This is a genomic window from Neisseria benedictiae, assembly GCF_958267435.1.
Taxonomy (GTDB): domain Bacteria; phylum Pseudomonadota; class Gammaproteobacteria; order Burkholderiales; family Neisseriaceae; genus Neisseria; species Neisseria bergeri.
In genome coordinates this window covers 79,354-96,921 of the sequence record NZ_CATQFV010000052.1, presented here as the reverse complement: position 1 = coordinate 96,921, position 17,568 = coordinate 79,354, and the positions used below count along the sequence as shown (strand labels likewise).

Sequence of the window (17,568 nt, the reverse complement as noted above, 5' to 3'; positions counted from 1 at the left end):
ACAGAACCCATCATACTGCCTCTTCAACCGCCTGCACAATCCTGTCGGGATACAGCTTGTTGAGGCAGTCTGTATGCCCTAGCGGACATTCTCGTTTGAAACACGGGGAACATTCCAAGTGCAGGCTGACGATTTTCGCCCTGTCGCTCAAAGGCGGCGTATGCGTCGGGCTGGAAGAACCGTAAACCGCCACTACCTTCCTGCCCAAAGCTGCCGCCAAGTGCATCAGCCCGCTGTCGTTGCACACGACCGTGTCCGCCAACGACAACAAGTCCATTGCCTGAGACAAATCGGTCTTACCGCATAAATTCACACATATGCCGTCTGAAAGGCGGTTGATTTCCTCGGCAATTTCATCATCTTTTTGCGAACCGAACAGCCAAACCTGCCAACCCGCCGCCAAATAATGTTTGCCCAACTCGGCAAAATGCTTTGCCGGCCAACGCTTTGCCGGCCCGAATTCCGCTCCTGGGCAAAAAGCCAGAACAGGCTTTCCAAGATTCAAACCGAAAGTTTCGACAGAAATTTCCCGCCGCCGTTCATCAATGGAAAACTCGGGGAATCCCGAATGCCCGTCAAAATCCTCCTGGCTCGGATGCGCGAGAGCCGTATATCTGTCCACCATCAAAGGCAGACGTTCCTTATCCAGCCTGCGTATATCGTTCAACAGAAAATAACGGCTTTCGCCGACATAACCTGTTCTTTTTCCGATGCCCGTTGCCAGCGCGATGATGGCCGACTTCAAAGAACCGGGCAGCACGATAACCTGATCGTATCCGCGCCGCCCCAAATCCCTACCGACCCGCCAACGGCGTTTCAACTCCAACGCACCGTGTCCGAATGGATTTTCAAGAATCTCATTCACTTCAGGCATACGCTCAAACACCGCCATCGACCACTTCGGTGCGAACACATCAATCGTGCAACCGGGGTGAAGTTCCTTCAAACGGCGGAACAAGGGCTGGGTCATCACGCAGTCGCCTATCCAACTGGGGGAAATAATCAGGATTTTGATGGACATAACAAGAAACCGAAATCAGACAGGCGGAATTTTACCGCGAAACCGTTGGAAAACCTATCTTGCCGCATTCCTAACGCCGGACGTGCAAATATGAAAAAGCCCGAACATTCAAGTTCGGGCTTCAAAATTCTGGCTCCCCGACCTGGGCTCGAACCAGGGACCTGCGGATTAACAGTCCGTCGCTCTACCGACTGAGCTATCGGGGAATGTGGCGTATTATAGCGTCCGCAAAAAATGTGTCAATCCTTAATTTTGTCCAAACGGGTAACAAAACTACAAATATATGAATGGAAAAGACATTTAACCAAATATGCCGTCTGAACGGGAAAACCGGCTTCAGACGGCATATTGGTTCAAGTCAAACAATATGGAAGAAACCGCCGTTACGCGCAATTACAGCCGTCATCATTCCGTATTTATATTAAGATTACGCCTTGAGATTATGGACAACAGACAGGAAAACAGGATGAGTATCGAACTGGAACAACGCGCTTCTGCTTTGGGCATCAGCTTGGGGTTTCACGACATCGGCGGCGTATATCGCGCTACACCGCCCGAGGTATGGGAAACGATAGCCGACACCTTGCAGAAAGACGGCGTTTCAGACGGCATTTATCTCGACACGCTGGCAGCCCGCGAACACGGATGCGAAAATCTGACCCTGCCGTCTGCATGGTCGGACGAAACGGAAACCGTTTTGGAAGATGAAAACGGCACACATCGGGTTTTACCCCTCAACCGCGACGACCACGGCACATACCGGCTTGCCCTGCCCGATCTTTCCTGCGGCTACTACACCCTTTCGTGCGCTGCCGGAAAAATCCGTCTGATTGTCGCGCCGCAATCGGTTTACCGTCCGCCCGAACCAAACGGCGGCGCAAGAATGAACGGGCTGACGGTGCATCTGTACAGCCTGCGTTCGCACCGCAACTGGGGCATAGGCGACTTTACCGATTTACAGAACCTGATGGCTTATGCGGCAGAGAAAAAGCTGGATTTCGTCGGCATCAATCCGCTGCACGCGCTTTTCAGTGCCAAGCCCGCCTTTGCCAGCCCGTACAGCCCGTCTTCCCGTGAATGGCTCAATCCGATTTATCTCGATGTGGAAAAAGTCGGGGCGTTTTCCTACAGCGAAACCCTGAAAAACCGTTTTGCCCAAGAAAAAATGCAGCGGCGCATTGCCGCACTGCGGATTACCGATACCGTAACCTACACGGCGGTTTGGGCGTTCAAACGCGAAGCTCTTCAGGCGGCATTCCAAGCATTTGAAACCGAACCGTGCGAAGCCGCCCAAAAGGAACGTGCGGCTTTTGCCGCATTTGCGGAAGAAAAAGGAGCGGCACTGTCGGGATTCGGGCTGTTTGAAGCCCTCGACCAACATTACGGCAGCTGCGACGGCATAGGCTGGCAATCCTGGTCTGCCGAGTTTCACGACCCCGACGGCGAAGCCGTCAAAAACTTTGCCGCCAACTACGGACACGACATCCGTTTTCATATGTGGCTGCAATGGCTTTGCGCGGAACAATGGTACAAAGTGCAGGAAACGGCGGTCAGACTCGGCATCAAGTTGGGGATTTACGGCGATTTGGCGGTCGGCGTGGCGCGCGGCGGCGCGGACACTTGGTTAAACCGCCAAGATTATTGTATGGATATGTCTGTCGGCGCGCCGCCCGATCCTTTGTGCCCGACGGGGCAAAACTGGGATTTGCCACCGCTCAATCCGATGATGCTGAAGCACACGGGTTATGAGAAGTTCGCCCGGTTGCTGCGTGAAAATATGCGGCTTTACGGCATCTTGCGTATCGATCATGTGATGGCTTTGTACCGCCTGTGGTGGATTGCGGGCGGGACGGCGGATTTCGGCGCGTATGTGCATTACGACGCGGACGTGATGTTTGCCATTTTGGCTTTGGAAAGCCGACGCAACCGCTGCATCGTCATCGGCGAGGATTTGGGGACGGTGCCCGACCGGGTGCGTGATTTGTTGGACCGTTATCAGGTGTTTTCTTATAAGGTCGTGTATTTCAGCAAAGGCAGGCACGGCTTTGAATTGCCCGATGAATATCCCGAACAGGCGATTACGGTCGTCAGCACGCACGATGTTGCGCCTTTGGCGGGCTATTGGAACGGCAAAGATTTGGAAACCATGTTCCGCCTGGGCACGATTCCCGATGCGGAAACTTTTCAGACGGCATTGGAAGCGCGCGAACACGACAAGGCAGACCTGTTCGACAAGCTTAAACAATGCGGCTGTTTGGACAAAGACAGCACAATGCCGTCTGAAATGACGGAAGGGCTGATGTCCGCCATCCACAAATATGCCGCCATGAGCCGCGGCAGGCTGTATGCGGTGCAACTGGAAAACCTGCTGGGCGTGGGCGACAACCTGAATGTGCCGGGCGTTGCCGAGGGTTATCCCAACTGGGCGCGCAAAATGCCCGTCGCACTTGAAGACTTTGCAGATTGCCGAACCATAACCGCCCAACTTGCCATAATTGACGGAGTCCGTATGAAAAAGAACTGCCCAACCCTTTCCTACCGCCAACCCGATCAAGCCGAACGCGACACGGTTGACAGCCTGTTTTTTGCGGCCCACGGCGACGTATTCGCCTATTTGGGACGGCACCGCCTTGCCGAAGGCGGCGAAGTCGTGCGCACGCTGATTCCCGACGCTTCGGCAGTAGATATTGTCGACCGTGAAAGCGGCGGACTGATTGTGCCGTCTGAAAAAATCGATGGGCGCGGATTCTTTGTCGCCGTACTGCCCGATGATGCGCCCGATTACGCGCTGAACGTCTATTACGGCGGAAACGGCAACCCCGTGCGCGAAGAAGACCCCTACCGCTTCCCGTCGGCATTGGAAGAAATGGATTCTTGGCTGTTGGCGGAAGGCAGACACCTGCGTCCGTATGAAACTTTGGGCGCGCATTTTGCCGAGTTGGACGGTGTGAAGGGCGTACGCTTTGCCGTATGGGCGCCGAACGCCCAACGCGTTTCCGTCATCGGCGAATTCAACCACTGGGACGGCCGCCGCCATGTGATGCGCTTCCACCGCGACAATGGTATTTGGGAAATTTTTATTCCGGCAATCAAACCCAATGCCCTCTACAAATTTGAAATCCGCGATGCCGGCGGCAATGTGCGGCAAAAAGCCGACCCGTATGCCTTCGGTGCGGAGTTGCGTCCGAATACCGCGTCTGTCGTGCGCGGTTTGCCGGACAAAGTCGAAGCCCCCGATTTCCGCGCCCGCGCCAACGCCGTTGACGCGCCCATCAGCATTTATGAAGTGCATTTGGGTTCGTGGAAACGCAATCCCGAAAACAACTACTGGCTGACTTACGGACAGCTCGCCAAAGAATTGGTCGCATACGTCAAAGACATGGGCTTCACCCATATCGAACTCTTGCCCGTCTCCGAATACCCGTTTGACGGCTCGTGGGGCTATCAGGCGACCGGATTGTATGCGCCGACCAGCCGTTTCGGTTCGCCCGACGAATTGCGCGCCCTGATTAAAGCCGCTCACGACGAAGGCATCAGCGTCATCCTCGACTGGGTGGTCGGACACTTCCCTACCGACGACCACGGGCTTGCCAAATTCGACGGCACGGCATTGTACGAACACGCCGACCCCCGCGAAGGTTTCCACCAAGACTGGAACACCCTGATTTACAACTTCGGCAGGAACGAAGTCAAAAACTTCCTGCAAGGCAACGCCCTGTATTGGATAGAACGTTTCGGCTTCGACGGCATCCGCGTGGATGCGGTGGCTTCGATGATTTACCGCAACTACTCGCGCAAAGACGGCGAGTGGATACCCAACCAATACGGCGGCCATGAAAACCTCGAGGCCATTGCCTTCCTGCGCGATACCAACACCATGCTGAAAGAAGTCGTCCCCTCCGCCACCGAAATTGCCGAAGAATCCACCTCCTTTGCCAACGTAACCCGTCAAGAAGGCTTGAACTTCAGTTACAAATGGAACATGGGCTGGATGAACGACACCCTGCGCTACATGATGGAAGACCCCATCAACCGCAAATACCACCACAACAAAATGACCTTCGGCATGATGTACCAGTACAGCGAAAACTTCGTCCTGCCGCTCTCGCACGACGAAGTCGTGCACGGCAAACGCTCGCTGCTCGGACGGATGCCCGGCGACTGTTGGCAACAATTTGCCAACCTGCGCGCCTACTACGGCTTTATGTACGGCTTCCCCGGCAAAAAACTCTTGTTTATGGGCAACGAGTTCGCGCAAGGCAGAGAGTGGAACTACAACGAAGGACTGGATTGGTTCTTGCTCGACCAAGAAGGCGGCCGGCACAAAGGCGTGCAAGACTTCGTGCGCGATTTGAACCGCGTCTATAAAGACACCGCGCCGCTTTACCAATTGGACCAATGGCCGGAAGGCTTCGAGTGGCTGGTTGCCGACGACGGCGACAATTCCGTCTTCGTCTTCGAACGCCGCGACCGCGAAGGCAACCGCGTCATCGTCATCAGCAACTTCACGCCAGTGGTACGCGAAGGCTACCGCTTCGGCGTGAATTCTGCCGGCGGATACCGCGAAATCCTCAATTCAGACGGCCTGCATTACAAAGGCAGCGGCGTTTCTGCCGGCGCAACATTGGAAACGGAAGAAGTTTGGTCGCACGGCAAACCAAATTCCCTGTCCGTAACCGTACCGCCGTTGGCAACGGTTTACCTGTATCAGGCGACACAAAGCCAAACCGGGGCGGAAAAAACCTCCGATGCCGTCTGAAAGGCGGACGGGGCTTGAACCCCTCAAGTCCCGTTGTCCTCCGCGCCCGTCAAAACAATGCCGTCTGAACTTCGCCGCGTTCCAAAGCCAGTAAAAACTGTTTGCGGTTCAAGCCGCCTGCGTAGCCGGTCAGCTTGCCGTCTCTGCCGATGACGCGGTGGCAGGGAATCAGGATGGACACTTTGTTCTGCCCGTTGGCGGCGGCAACGGCGCGGACGGCTTTGGGGTTGCCCAAACGCTGCGCCTGCTCCTTGTAGCTGCGCGTTTCGCCGTAAGGAATCGCCAAAAGCGTGTCCCACGCCTGTTTTTGAAACGCCGTACCAATCATTTCCAAGTGCGTGGCAAAGGTTTTCAGACGGCATTGGAAATACAAATCCAATTCCTGCCGCAGAAGTTGCGTTCGCTCATCCTCCCGAAACACAAACCGCCCGCGCAAAGCTTTTTGGACGGCGGCAATTTCCTGCTCCATATGCTTCTGCCCGACAAACTCCAGCAAACACAAACCCATGCTGCCGAACACCGCCAGCATCTCGCCCAAGGGCGTGGCAACCGCGGCCGCAGTCAGTTCGTGCGGACTATCCGGATAACGCGTTTCCAACAGATGGATGGCTCGGCGGATACGGACATATTCTTCAGGCGTACAACCGATACAGTCAATAAAATCCTGCTCGAACTGCTTGGCTTCGTGTTCCGTCAGATTGGGATACGGCATAACTCCGCACTCAAAAACCCGGGGTTCGAGGCAATGGCGGATTTCATCCCATTTTGACGGCAGATTGTTTAAGGAAGGCAGGGTAATCATTCGTTTGCTCCGTATCTCTATCATGGATTTGACGGCAAAATCCCCAATTTTTGCCATTCCCGCACGCCGGCGCAGGAACGGGCTATGACGTAAATCTTGAGGGTCAAGTTGCGGCAATTCCTAAATATTCGATATTTCTAAAGCCTCAGGGAAAGGAATTAAAGATTTCAGACGACCTGCAAAGGGTCGTCTGAAACCACGGATTTTTACATTTGCGCATTTCGGCACATCATCCAACCGTTTCGGCACATTCCTGCCGCCATTGACAGCCTATAATGAATCCACTTATTCATCAAGCAAAGGAATCATCTATGCAAACCCGCATCCTCTCCGCAGTACTGCTGGCTTTTTCAACCGCTGCCTTTGCCGAGGGCGCATTCACGCTGCAATTCGACAACCCGTCCAAAGACGGCGGCTTCACGCAAAACCAGCTTTTGAGCGCGCCTTACGGCTTTGGCTGTTCGGGCGGCAATGCTTCGCCCGCGCTGTCATGGAAAAATCCGCCCGCAGGGACAAAAAGTTTCGTCCTGACCGTTTACGATAAAGACGCGCCGACCGGTCTGGGCTGGATGCACTGGGTGGTCGCCGACATTCCCGCCGATGTCCGCCGCCTGCCCGCAGGCATTACCGCGCAAGGCGGCAGGCTGCCCAAAGGCGCGCTGCAAACCCGCACGGACTTCGGCACTCCGGGCTACGGCGGCGCGTGTCCGCCCGAAGGCAGGGAACACCGCTACGAATTCACGCTCACCGCGCTAAAAGTCGCCAAGCTGCCGAACATCACCGCCGAATCCACACCCGCGCTGGTCGGTTTCTTTACTAGGGCAAACAGCTTGGGCGAAGCGAAATTCACGGTCGAACACCGACGCTGACCTGCCCCGTGCGCCGATATGCCGCCGGCTCCGCTTCCGAGCGGATCGCCGACGGTACGCAACCGAACCGCTCTTTGAAGCGCGCGCTGAAACGGGACGGGCAATCATAGCCAACCGCGTCGGCAATCTGCGCCACCGGCCATTGCGTAACCTGCAACAGCGTCAGCGCGCGCATCATGCGCACATCCGTCAGCAGCGTACGGAAATTCGTATCCTGCCGCGCCAACCGCCGCCGCAACGCGGCCTCGCTGCAATTAAGCCGCTGTGCCAACATCGCCGACGACCAGTCCGCAGCCATATCGGCGGTAATCAGTTTGCGGATTTGCCGCATCAGGTTGACGCCTTCGTACACGGTAAAACCGATGCCGTCATGCTGCAACCACGCCAACACGCCGCAAAGCGCGGCCTCCGCCGCATTGTGCGGCACTTCTTCATCCGCCAGTACCGCAGCCGCATAATCAAACGCCGCGCCCATACGCCCGGGATGCGGCAGCTTCACCGCATCGCACACTGCCTGCGCCGTCCCGTATTGTGCGGCAAACCTTTCTACGGTTTCCTGTTCGAAAGCAATCCATTGCGCCTGATAGAGGCCGTCTGAATCGGGAATATTGATGACGTCAAACGTCTGTCCGCCTGCCAATGCGACAGCCTCACCCGCCGCAATCCTCAATTCGCGCCCCGCCCACCGCAGCTTCTTGCATCCGCGCCGCACGATAAGCACAGCCGGTTCATATACCGCCACGCTGCGGTACAAGGCGGTATGGTGTTGCACAATGCCGCCCAAAGCACCCAATCGTTCACGCGTATGAAAGTAATTTGACGGCACGGTTATATTCCTCAATGTTTCAACACACAGGGCCGCACATAAGGCGCAGCCCTGTTTACCCTGATTTGGGAGGGTTACTTCCCAAAAATAAACCAAAATCCCACCGCCCCGAATAGACGGGTTTCAACCATATTCCGTCGGCGTACCTGCAACTTGGCTCCCTCCCCTGTGAGGGAGGGTCGGGGAGAGGGTAAAACGGGGCAGATACAGGCAATATTTCCGTTGCCGCCCCAATGCCCTCTCCCTAACCCTCTCCCTCGGGAGAGGGAATGGATTGCCGTTCAAATAAATCGCTCTACATAAAAATCAATGCGTTATCTCAAACCCACGTTAGGTCTAATCAAATGATCGGACATCCGTATCCGACAGCCCATCTTCTTTTCAGACGGCATTGCAAATTTAAGTTTGACGTGCGTTCGAAATAAGGCAGTTAATGCAAAGCGAAATTCCGTCGGTATGCCTGCAACTTGGCCCCTCCCCTGTGGGGGAGGCTCAGGGAGAGGGTAAAACGGGGCAGATACAGACAATATTTCCATTTCCGTCCCAATGCCCGCTCCCTAACCCTCTCCCACGGGAGAGGGAATGGATTGCCGTTCAAATAAATCGCTCTACATAAAATCAATGTGTTGCCTCAAACCCACGTTAGGTCTAATAAAATGGTCGGACATCCTTATCCGGCAAGCAAGCTGCTTTCAGACGGCATTTCTAGCCAACAAGCGCGCCAATATCCCCTCATACACCGCAGAGAGCTTCGGAATATCGTCCAGCCGCACGTTTTCGTTGATTTGGTGGATGGTGGCGTTGGACGGGCCTAATTCGATGAGTTCTTTCGCAATGGCTTTAATGAAGCGTCCGTCCGAAGTACCGCCGGTGGTGGACAATTCGGTCTCTACGCCGCAGGTTTCGGCAATGGCGGCGCGTACCACGTCGGTCAGTTTGCCCGCGTGGGTCAGAAAGGGCTGGCCCGAACACGACCACTGCAAATCGTATTGCACGCCGTGTTTGTCCAAAATGGCGTGGACGCGTTGTTTCAGCCCTGCTTCGGTGGACTCGGTGGAAAAGCGGAAATTGAATTTGATGTTCAGCTCGCCCGGAATGACGTTGGTCGCGCCTGTGCCGCCGTTGATATTGGAAATTTGAAAGCTGGTCGGCGGGAAGTATTCGTTGCCTTCGTCCCAGACTTCCTGCGTCAGCTCTTGCAGCGTCGGGGCAAAAGTATGCACGGGATTGATTGCCAAATGCGGATAGGCGATATGGCCTTGCTTGCCTTTGACGGTCAGGTTGCCCGACAGCGAGCCGCGCCGGCCGTTTTTAATCATATCACCCAATTTGTCCACGGCGGTCGGTTCACCGACGATGCAGTAGTCGATCAACTCGTCGCGCGCTTTCAATACATCGACGACTTTGGTCGTGCCATCCAGCGCGTCGCCTTCTTCGTCGGAAGTGATCAGGAGCGCGATGCTGCCTTGATGGTCGGGGTGTTCGGCAACAAAGCGTTCGCAGGCGGTAACAAAACAAGCGATGCTGGTTTTCATGTCCGCCGCGCCGCGCCCGTATAATCTTCCGTCTCGCTCGGTCGGCTCGAACGGGGGCGAATCCCATTTTTCAACAGGGCCGGTCGGTACAACGTCGGTATGTCCTGCAAAACAGACGACGGGGGCTTTCGTGCCGCGTCGCAACCAGATGTTTTTGGTATCGCCGAAATGAAGTTCTTCAGCCACAAAACCGATTTTGTGCAGGCGTTCGGCAAGCAGTTTTTGGCAATCCTGGTCGTCAGGGGTAACGGATGGTCGGGAAATCAGCTCTTTGGCAAGCTCTAGGGATCGGGTTTCGGTCATTTTTCGGCTTTTCTATTTGAGATGCCGTCTGAACGGAGTTTCAGACGGCATTTGATGTTGAATGAAACGGGCTAACGATAGCGAAGCGGGTTCTTCAGGTCAAGCACCATGACACGCTTCGTAAAGCGGCAGCAAATCTTCCACCGTTTCCGCTATCCATTTCGCGACATCCTGCCTGCCCAAATCGTCGCGCTCGATGTGTTTGCCGATGCAGAAAAAGTCTTCGCCGTTTTGCAACCTTCGGTCGGATTCATTTTGCTGCGCGACAGTGCGGTAGTCGTCGTATTCGCTTTCCGCACCGTGCCACATATCGAATGCGGCGTATTTGTCGGTATCGAAATCATCTAGCCAACGGTTGTAATCAGGCAGCGCGATGGGGGAAACATCGGCTTTATAGCAATGCCAATCCAAGCTGACGCTCAAACGGCGGCGGTTGAGCAGTATCGACAGGATGGCGGCGGAGTTTTTGTATTGGGCGTATTTGAAATAGGCAAAGAAGTGGGCGCGCACCTGCCAGCCGTTACACCAGCGTTCGATGTGCGGCGGCGCAAACGGCGCACCCAATTCGGCGGCGACCTGCTGTATCAGCTGCTGCCATATCTGCCAGTTTTCTTTATAGTCGGCTTTGATTTGCGGAATCAGCTCGGGTCGGTATTTCTTAAGTTGGGAAAATTGGAAAAACGGGATATTGAACAAATCGCAGCTTTTCGGGGTCAACATAATATATCCTTGAGACGATTGTTTCAGACGGCATTATTTACTCCGGCGCGCCGCCATAATTTCGCCGATTTCGGTCAATTTTTCTTTGGGGATAAAGGTTTTGCCCATATCAAACAGCGGTTCTTCAATCGCCAGATGAACATCATATCCTGCGACAAAACGTTTGAACGCTTCGGCATCGGGGATATAGGCATTATCTGCTTCGAGCTTGGCAAATTCGGCGGAAACCGCCACCCAGTTATCGTGCAGCCCGATATGTTGGCGCAAAAGCTCGTCCACGCTTTCCCGGGCTTGCGGCGCATATTGCAACAAAAGCGGAAAGAAGTTTTCTTCTTCGTCTTCATGATGCAACGGCGCGGCAACATTGAAATACCGGGTGATTTGGCGGATGGTTTGCAAAACGATTTGATTGCAGCCGTTTTCGGCGATATAGTCCGACAATATGGCAACCTGACCGCAAAAACGGCGCACTTTGCCGTGGCAGGCGTACAGCATTTCAATGGGTTCGGCAAAAGTAACGCTTTTGGTTTCAAACGGATTCATAGGATTTATTCTTAAATTAATGTTTCCAGATTATAACAAAACAGCCTGCGCAAGGCAGGCTGTCTGTTTTCGGGCTTTAAGCGGATTAGTCAACCAAAGTAACTTTACCGTTCATTAAAGCACCGTGACCCGGGAAGGTGCAGGCAAATTTGTAGTCGCCGTCAGCCAATTTGGCAGGATCCAAAGTCAGGGAAGACTCTTCGCCGCCGCCGATCAGTTTGGTGTGGGCGACAACGCGCGCATCGTCAGGTTTGACATAGTCGGTATCGGCAGCACCTACGCCGTCTTTAAATACGCCGTCCATATCTTCAGCTTTGGCAATCACAAGGTTGTGGCCCATGCTGGCTTTGGGTTGCGTACCGGTATGTTTCAGAGTGATGGTAAACTCTTTACATGCTTTGCTGACTTGGATGTCTTTGGTGTTGAACTGCATATTGTCGTTGGATTCGACAGTTGCCGCACAGTTGCCGGCAGCAGGGGCTTCGGCAGCATCTGCAGGAGCAGCTTCGGCGGCAGGTGCTTCGGAAGTGGGTGCTTCAGCAGCAGGAGTTGCCTCGGCAGCAGGCGCGGCAGGTTCTTGAGAGCAGGCAGCCAAACCGATAACGGCGGCAGAAATCAGGGCCAGATAAGCTTTCATGGTAAATCTCCAATCGATAAAATAATATTCGGTTTTACGGAAATCAAAGTGCAACCGCCATTAACAAAACCTTGAAAAAGATTCCGCCGCGTTGCACAAACAGATGTTTCGGGGCGGCATTTTGCTACAAATTTCATTTGAAATCAAAGCCTGTTTGCAAGTTTACAATCGTTTACCCAAGAAAGGGCAATTTTACCCCGAACCTATTTCTTTAGTATTAGGGAAGCCGCCCCCGCCGCGCAAATATTAACGGATATTTACAACATCCCTGCCGGCCGCCTTATGCCCCGTGCTTCCTGACCAGCTCCGCCAGTACTGCCGCCAATTCGGGATGCCGTTTTTCCAACTTTGCCGCCGCCGAATCGAAACTCTCCAGCGCAGCCTTACTCAAATGCAGGGTATTGGTTTTCTGCGGTTTTTCCGGTTTCGGGACCAGCCTGACCGAAACAGACCGTATCAAAGCGTCAAGCCCTGCCAACTGCGGCAATACCGACGGTGCAATCATTTTCAAACGCGATGCCGCCATATTGTTTGCCGCCAAAAGGACAAGCCTGCCGTCTTCGATACATGCCGTCTGAAAATGCGGGTGCAGGTTGGCGGGCAGCAGTTTTTTCACGGCGGCATCCAACCGCCGCCACTGTCCCGCCTGTTTCAAAAGTCCGGAAAGCAGCGCGTCCCGCCTGCCCAACTGTTCCAAATTCATAAAACATACACCCAAAAAGATTGAAATACCGCAAACGCGCCTTTATTTCAGACGGCATTAGCACTTTGCACAAACGCTTGTGTTAAAATCGCGTTTTCGCCCCACTATTATATCAGGCGCAGGAATTATTCATGCTGACAAACATTGCCAAGAAAATCTTCGGCAGCCGCAACGACCGCTTGCTGAAACAATACCGTAAATCCGTTGCCAGAATCAACGCGCTCGAAGAACAGATGCAAGCCTTAAGCGATGCTGATCTGCAAGCCAAAACTGCCGAATTCAAACAACGCCTCGCCGACGGTCAGACTTTGGACGGTATTTTGCCCGAAGCCTTCGCCGTCTGCCGCGAAGCGTCCCGCCGCATCCTCGGTATGCGCCACTTCGACGTGCAGCTTATCGGCGGCATGGTGCTGCACGACGGCAAAATCGCCGAAATGCGTACCGGCGAAGGCAAAACCCTGGTCGCCACCCTCGCCGTCTATCTCAACGCACTGGCCGGCAAAGGCGTGCACGTCGTTACCGTCAACGACTACCTCGCCTCGCGCGATGCCGGCATTATGGAGCCGCTCTATAATTTCCTCGGTCTGACCGTCGGCGTGATTATTTCAGATATGCAGCCGTTCGACCGTCAAAACGCCTACGCTGCCGACATTACCTACGGCACAAATAATGAATTCGGCTTCGACTACCTGCGCGACAATATGGTTACCGACCAATACGACAAAGTGCAGCGCGAATTGAATTTTGCCGTTGTCGATGAAGTGGACTCCATCTTGATTGACGAAGCGCGCACCCCGCTGATTATCTCCGGCCAGGCGGATGACAACATCCAGTTGTACCAAATTATGAACACCGTCCCGCCCCACCTCGTCCGCCAAGAGACCGAAGAAGGCGAAGGCGACTACTGGGTCGATGAAAAGGCGCATCAGGTCATCCTGAGCGAAGCCGGCCACGAACACGCCGAGCAAATCCTGACCAAAATGGGATTGCTGGCAGAAAACGACTCGCTCTATTCCGCCGCCAACATCGCCCTGATGCACCACCTTATGGCGGCATTACGCGCGCACTCGCTGTTCCACAAAGACCAACATTACGTTATCCAAGACGGTGAAATCGTCATCGTGGACGAATTCACCGGCCGTCTGATGTCCGGCCGCCGCTGGTCGGAGGGTCTGCACCAAGCCGTCGAAGCCAAAGAAGGCGTGGAAATCAAACGCGAAAACCAAACCCTAGCCTCCATCACCTTCCAAAACTATTTCCGCCTGTACGCCAAGCTCTCCGGTATGACCGGCACAGCCGATACCGAAGCCTTCGAGTTCCAAAGCATCTACAACCTCGAAACCGTCATCATCCCGACCAACCGCCCCGTACAGCGCAAAGACTTCAACGACCAGATTTTCCGTTCCGCCGAAGAAAAATTCGAAGCCGTCGTCAAAGACATCGAGGAATGCCACAAACGCGGGCAGCCCGTCCTCGTCGGTACGACCAGCATCGAAAACTCCGAACTGGTCTCCCATCTTCTGCAAAAAGCCGGACTGCCGCACAACGTCCTCAACGCCAAAGAACACGAACGCGAAGCCCTGATTGTCGCCCAAGCCGGCAAAGTCGGCGCGATTACCGTTGCCACCAATATGGCGGGACGCGGTACGGACATCGTTTTAGGCGGCAACCTGAAGCACCAAACCGATGCCATCCTCGCCGACGAAACCCTGAACGATGATGAAAAAGCCGCACGAATTTCCGCATTGGAAAACGGCTGGCAGGCAGAACACGACAAAGTGATGGAAGCAGGCGGTCTGCACATCATCGGTACGGAGCGGCACGAAAGCCGCCGTATCGACAACCAATTGCGCGGACGCTCCGGCCGTCAGGGCGACCCCGGATCCAGCCGTTTCTACCTTTCGTTTGAAGATCCGCTGCTGCGCCTCTTCGCACTCGACCGCGCCGCCGCCATCCTCAACCGCCTCGCCCCCGAACGCGGCGTCGCCATCGAGCACAACCTGCTGACGCGCCAAATCGAAGGGGCGCAACGCAAAGTCGAAGGCAGAAACTTCGATATGCGCAAACAGGTTTTGGAATACGACGACGTTGCCAACGAACAACGTAAAGTCATTTACAGCCAGCGCAACGAAATTCTGACCAGCAAAGACATCAGCGACCTGATGCAGGAAATCCGTTCTGATGTCGTCAGCGACCTCGTGGATACCTATATGCCGCCCGACAGCATGGAAGAACAATGGGACATCCCGACACTGGAAAACCGCCTGGCTGCCGAATTCAGACTGCACGAAGACATTCAGTCCTGGCTGAAAGCAGACAATACAATTGACGGTCAAGACATCAAAGAGCGCCTGATCGAACGCATCGAAAACGAATATGCCGCCAAAACCGAACTGGTCGGCAAGCAGGCAATGGCCGATTTCGAGCGCAACGTGATGTTGCAGGTCATCGACAACCAATGGCGCGAACACCTCGCCGCTATGGACTACCTGCGCCAAGGCATCCACCTTCGCAGCTATGCCCAGAAAAATCCGAAGCAGGAATACAAACGCGAAGCCTTCACGATGTTCCAAGACCTGTGGAACGGCATCAAATTCCATATTGCCTCCCTGCTTACTTCGGTTCAAATCGAACAAAACCCTGTCGCGGCGGTTGAAGAGCAACCCGTCGGCAACATCCAGTCCATCCATTCCGAATCGCCCGATATGGAAGAACTTTTGGGTCAGTCGCAAACCGATCTGGTTACCGAAGCCTTTAATCCCGATGGGACGGATTTCAGCCCCGAAGCCTTGGAAGCGCGGGGGCAAATCGTCCACCGCAACGACCCCTGCCCCTGCGGCAGCGGTTTGAAATACAAACAATGCCACGGCAAACTGGCTTGAGCGTTTGAACGCAAATGCCGTCTGAACATCCCGCTCCCGTTTCAGACGGCATTTTGCCTGAATCGCCGTATCCGACCGACAATCCGAAAACTCCTGATTTGATACCATCCGAACTAAAAACAGGCATCCGCCCCGCCGAACTATGATTCCATCCGACTTCATTGACGAACTTCTAGCCAAAGTCGATATTGTCGATATTATCGACGAGCAGGTTCCGCTGAAAAAAGGCGGGGCGAACTATATGGCGTGTTGCCCGTTCCACAAGGAAAAAACACCGTCGTTTTCGGTCAGTCCGACCAAGCAGTTTTACCATTGTTTCAGTTGCGGGGCGCATGGTTCGGCGATTGGTTTTGTGATGGAACATCAGGGGCTGTCGTTTCCCGAGGCGGTGCAGTTTCTTGCCGACCGTGTGGGCATGGTTGTGCCTAAAGTGCGTGGGCAGAACGATAATCCCGAAGTCCGTGCCGAACGTAAGAAAAAACAGCAGACGCTGGAGGAAACAACGGCGGCGGCGGCGGATTTTTACGCGCAACAGTTGCGCTTCAATCCGACGGCGAAGGCTTATTTGGACAAGCGCGGCTTGAGCGCGGAAGTCATCGCGCATTATGGTTTGGGCTATGCACCCGACGGCTGGCAGCCTTTGGCGCAAGTGTTCCAACCATATCCGAATACCGCGTTGGTGGATACGGGGATGGTGATTGACAATGAGGGGCGGCATTACGACCGCTTCCGCCATCGGATTATGTTCCCTATCCGCAATCCGCGCGGGCAGGTGATCGGTTTTGGCGGCAGGGTGTTGGACGACTCGAAGCCGAAATATTTGAATTCGCCTGATACGCCTTTGTTCGATAAGGGGAAAAACCTTTACGGCTTGTATGAGGGGCGTGCTGCTGTAAAAGAGGCAGGACGGATTTTGGTGGTCGAAGGTTATATGGACGTGGTCGCACTGGCGCAGTTCGGCGTGGGCTACGGCGTGGCGGCTTTGGGTACGGCGACGACGGCGGAACACGTCAAAATCCTGATGCGTCAGGCGGACAGTATTTATTTCTGTTTCGACGGCGACAGCGCGGGACGGAAAGCGGCTTGGCGCGCGCTGGAAAACGCGCTGCCGCAGTTGAAAGACGACAAATCGCTGCATTTTTTGTTCCTGCCCGAGGAACACGACCCCGACAGCTACATCCGCGCCTACGGCAAAGCGCAATTTGAAGACGCGCTGTTGAATCAAAGCAAGCCTTTGTCGGAGTATTTCTGGGAACATCTTTCAGACGGCATTCATCTCAATACGCAGGAAGGCAAGGCGGAATTGGTGAAAACCAGTTCGCCGCTTTTGGCGCAGATTACCGCGCCGGCATTGGCTTATTTGTTAAAACAACGGCTTAGCGAGCTGGTCGGCATCGACCCCGACGACCTCGCCCAACTGTTGGGACAGGAAGCGCCGAAGCGGCACGTCAAACAAAAAAGCTACAAACTGCCCCCGATTTCCGTCAAACAGCCCGTTATGCCGACATTGGTGCAACGGCAAATCCGCAGCCTCTTGATAAATCCGGATTGGGCTGCATATATAGACCTGCCCGATTATCTGGCGTTGGACGGCGATTTCGCCTGCCTTGCCAACCTCGCCGAAACCATTAAAAACCATCCTTCCGTGCCGGCAACCGCACAGGTTTTGGAACATATGCGCGGTTCGCCCTACGAAGAAACAATCAACCGCATCTTCCGGTCGGTCCTTCAATCGGAAGAAATGGAAGGCAGCGGCGAAGAAGATTGCGAAAACTTCCAAATCGGCATCAAAAAACTGCTCAATGAGTTAAAATACAGCCAAATCGAAACATTAAAACAAAAAAGCCTGCAATCCGGCTTAAATGAAAGCGAGAAAAAACTTTTACTGTCGCTGCTGACCGCAAAACAAAATTGACCGGCGGATTCCGCCACCCGTAAACCGTTATGCCGTCTGAAAAGCATTCGCAC

The 17,568-nt window shown here is 54.4% G+C and carries 13 protein-coding genes and 1 tRNA gene; 5 read left to right on the top strand and 9 right to left on the bottom strand.

Annotation, left to right across the window (positions count from 1 at the left end; genetic code table 11):
* Positions 1-10: 10 nt before the first annotated feature.
* Complete coding sequence (gene waaF / locus Q3O12_RS05580) at positions 11-1,021, bottom strand: lipopolysaccharide heptosyltransferase II (protein ID WP_301669682.1); 1,011 nt, start codon at positions 1,019-1,021, stop codon at positions 11-13.
* A gap of 130 nt (positions 1,022-1,151) precedes the next feature.
* Positions 1,152-1,227, bottom strand: a tRNA-Asn gene (locus tag Q3O12_RS05575).
* A gap of 260 nt (positions 1,228-1,487) precedes the next feature.
* On the opposite strand from Q3O12_RS05575, the gene glgB reads away from it, so the two are divergent.
* Entirely contained in the window at positions 1,488-5,780 is a 4,293-nt protein-coding gene (glgB, locus tag Q3O12_RS05570; RefSeq protein WP_301669724.1) for a 1,4-alpha-glucan branching protein GlgB, read from the top strand.
* A 49-nt stretch (positions 5,781-5,829) separates the two neighbouring features.
* Here the strand turns inward: glgB and Q3O12_RS05565 are convergent, their stop codons facing one another.
* Complete coding sequence (locus tag Q3O12_RS05565; protein ID WP_301669681.1) at positions 5,830-6,639, bottom strand: methylated-DNA--[protein]-cysteine S-methyltransferase; 810 nt, start codon at positions 6,637-6,639, stop codon at positions 5,830-5,832.
* A gap of 254 nt (positions 6,640-6,893) precedes the next feature.
* Between Q3O12_RS05565 and Q3O12_RS05560 the strand changes: the two genes are divergently transcribed.
* Positions 6,894-7,451: a YbhB/YbcL family Raf kinase inhibitor-like protein gene (locus Q3O12_RS05560; RefSeq protein ID WP_301669680.1), complete on the top strand. Its 558-nt coding sequence runs from the start codon at positions 6,894-6,896 to the stop codon at positions 7,449-7,451.
* Here Q3O12_RS05560 and Q3O12_RS05555 read toward each other — a convergent pair.
* From Q3O12_RS05555 to Q3O12_RS05530, 6 genes are all read right to left on the bottom strand, one after another.
* Entirely contained in the window at positions 7,429-8,244 is an 816-nt protein-coding gene (locus Q3O12_RS05555) for a helix-turn-helix transcriptional regulator (RefSeq protein WP_301669723.1), read from the bottom strand. The two genes, Q3O12_RS05560 and Q3O12_RS05555, sit on opposite strands and share 23 nt — an antisense overlap.
* A 725-nt stretch (positions 8,245-8,969) precedes the next feature.
* Complete coding sequence (gene dapE, locus Q3O12_RS05550; protein WP_196428518.1) at positions 8,970-10,115, bottom strand: succinyl-diaminopimelate desuccinylase; 1,146 nt, start codon at positions 10,113-10,115, stop codon at positions 8,970-8,972.
* Between the two features lie 99 nt (positions 10,116-10,214).
* Positions 10,215-10,835, bottom strand: a complete 621-nt coding sequence (locus Q3O12_RS05545; RefSeq protein WP_301669679.1) for an HI_0552 family protein — start codon at positions 10,833-10,835, stop codon at positions 10,215-10,217.
* A 33-nt stretch (positions 10,836-10,868) separates the two neighbouring features.
* Positions 10,869-11,378, bottom strand: coding sequence for a hemerythrin domain-containing protein (locus Q3O12_RS05540; protein WP_301669678.1), 510 nt, complete (start codon positions 11,376-11,378; stop codon positions 10,869-10,871).
* 85 nt (positions 11,379-11,463) lie between these two features.
* Positions 11,464-12,015, bottom strand: a complete 552-nt coding sequence (azu, locus tag Q3O12_RS05535; protein ID WP_301669677.1) for an azurin — start codon at positions 12,013-12,015, stop codon at positions 11,464-11,466.
* A 280-nt stretch (positions 12,016-12,295) separates the two neighbouring features.
* Positions 12,296-12,718 carry a DciA family protein gene (locus Q3O12_RS05530; RefSeq protein WP_301669676.1) on the bottom strand — a complete coding sequence of 141 codons (423 nt, stop codon included), beginning with the start codon at positions 12,716-12,718 and terminating at the stop codon, positions 12,296-12,298.
* 131 nt (positions 12,719-12,849) lie between these two features.
* Here Q3O12_RS05530 and secA point away from each other — a divergent pair, with 131 nt between their 5' ends.
* Genes secA through dnaG form a run of 3 tightly spaced genes read left to right on the top strand, consistent with a single transcriptional unit; the run spans position 12,850 to position 17,515 of the window.
* A complete protein-coding gene (gene secA / locus Q3O12_RS05525; protein WP_301669675.1) occupies positions 12,850-15,600 on the top strand; it encodes a preprotein translocase subunit SecA in 2,751 nt (916 codons plus the stop codon).
* A 14-nt stretch (positions 15,601-15,614) separates the two neighbouring features.
* The gene (locus Q3O12_RS05520; RefSeq protein WP_276317063.1) at positions 15,615-15,746 is read left to right on the top strand and encodes a hypothetical protein; all 132 of its coding nucleotides are present in this window, start codon (positions 15,615-15,617) and stop codon (positions 15,744-15,746) included.
* The gene (dnaG, locus tag Q3O12_RS05515; RefSeq protein ID WP_301669674.1) at positions 15,743-17,515 is read left to right on the top strand and encodes a DNA primase; all 1,773 of its coding nucleotides are present in this window, start codon (positions 15,743-15,745) and stop codon (positions 17,513-17,515) included. Before Q3O12_RS05520 ends, dnaG begins: the two co-directional genes overlap by 4 nt.
* The last annotated feature ends 53 nt before the right edge of the window (positions 17,516-17,568 follow it).

Excerpts from the sequence above, each read along its gene's own strand:
- dapE (WP_196428518.1), bottom strand. The coding sequence starts at position 10,115 with ATGACCGAAACCCGATCCCTAGAGCTTGCCAAAGAGCTGATTTCCCGA.
- secA (WP_301669675.1), top strand. The coding sequence starts at position 12,850 with ATGCTGACAAACATTGCCAAGAAAATCTTCGGCAGCCGCAACGACCGC.
- Q3O12_RS05565 (WP_301669681.1), bottom strand. The coding sequence starts at position 6,639 with ATGGCAAAAATTGGGGATTTTGCCGTCAAATCCATGATAGAGATACGG.
- glgB (WP_301669724.1), top strand. The coding sequence starts at position 1,488 with ATGAGTATCGAACTGGAACAACGCGCTTCTGCTTTGGGCATCAGCTTG.
- Q3O12_RS05545 (WP_301669679.1), bottom strand. The coding sequence starts at position 10,835 with ATGTTGACCCCGAAAAGCTGCGATTTGTTCAATATCCCGTTTTTCCAA.
- Q3O12_RS05530 (WP_301669676.1), bottom strand. The coding sequence starts at position 12,718 with ATGAATTTGGAACAGTTGGGCAGGCGGGACGCGCTGCTTTCCGGACTT.
- Q3O12_RS05520 (WP_276317063.1), top strand. The coding sequence starts at position 15,615 with ATGCCGTCTGAACATCCCGCTCCCGTTTCAGACGGCATTTTGCCTGAA.
- dnaG (WP_301669674.1), top strand. The coding sequence starts at position 15,743 with ATGATTCCATCCGACTTCATTGACGAACTTCTAGCCAAAGTCGATATT.
- Q3O12_RS05560 (WP_301669680.1), top strand. The coding sequence starts at position 6,894 with ATGCAAACCCGCATCCTCTCCGCAGTACTGCTGGCTTTTTCAACCGCT.
- waaF (WP_301669682.1), bottom strand. The coding sequence starts at position 1,021 with ATGTCCATCAAAATCCTGATTATTTCCCCCAGTTGGATAGGCGACTGC.
- Q3O12_RS05540 (WP_301669678.1), bottom strand. The coding sequence starts at position 11,378 with ATGAATCCGTTTGAAACCAAAAGCGTTACTTTTGCCGAACCCATTGAA.
- azu (WP_301669677.1), bottom strand. The coding sequence starts at position 12,015 with ATGAAAGCTTATCTGGCCCTGATTTCTGCCGCCGTTATCGGTTTGGCT.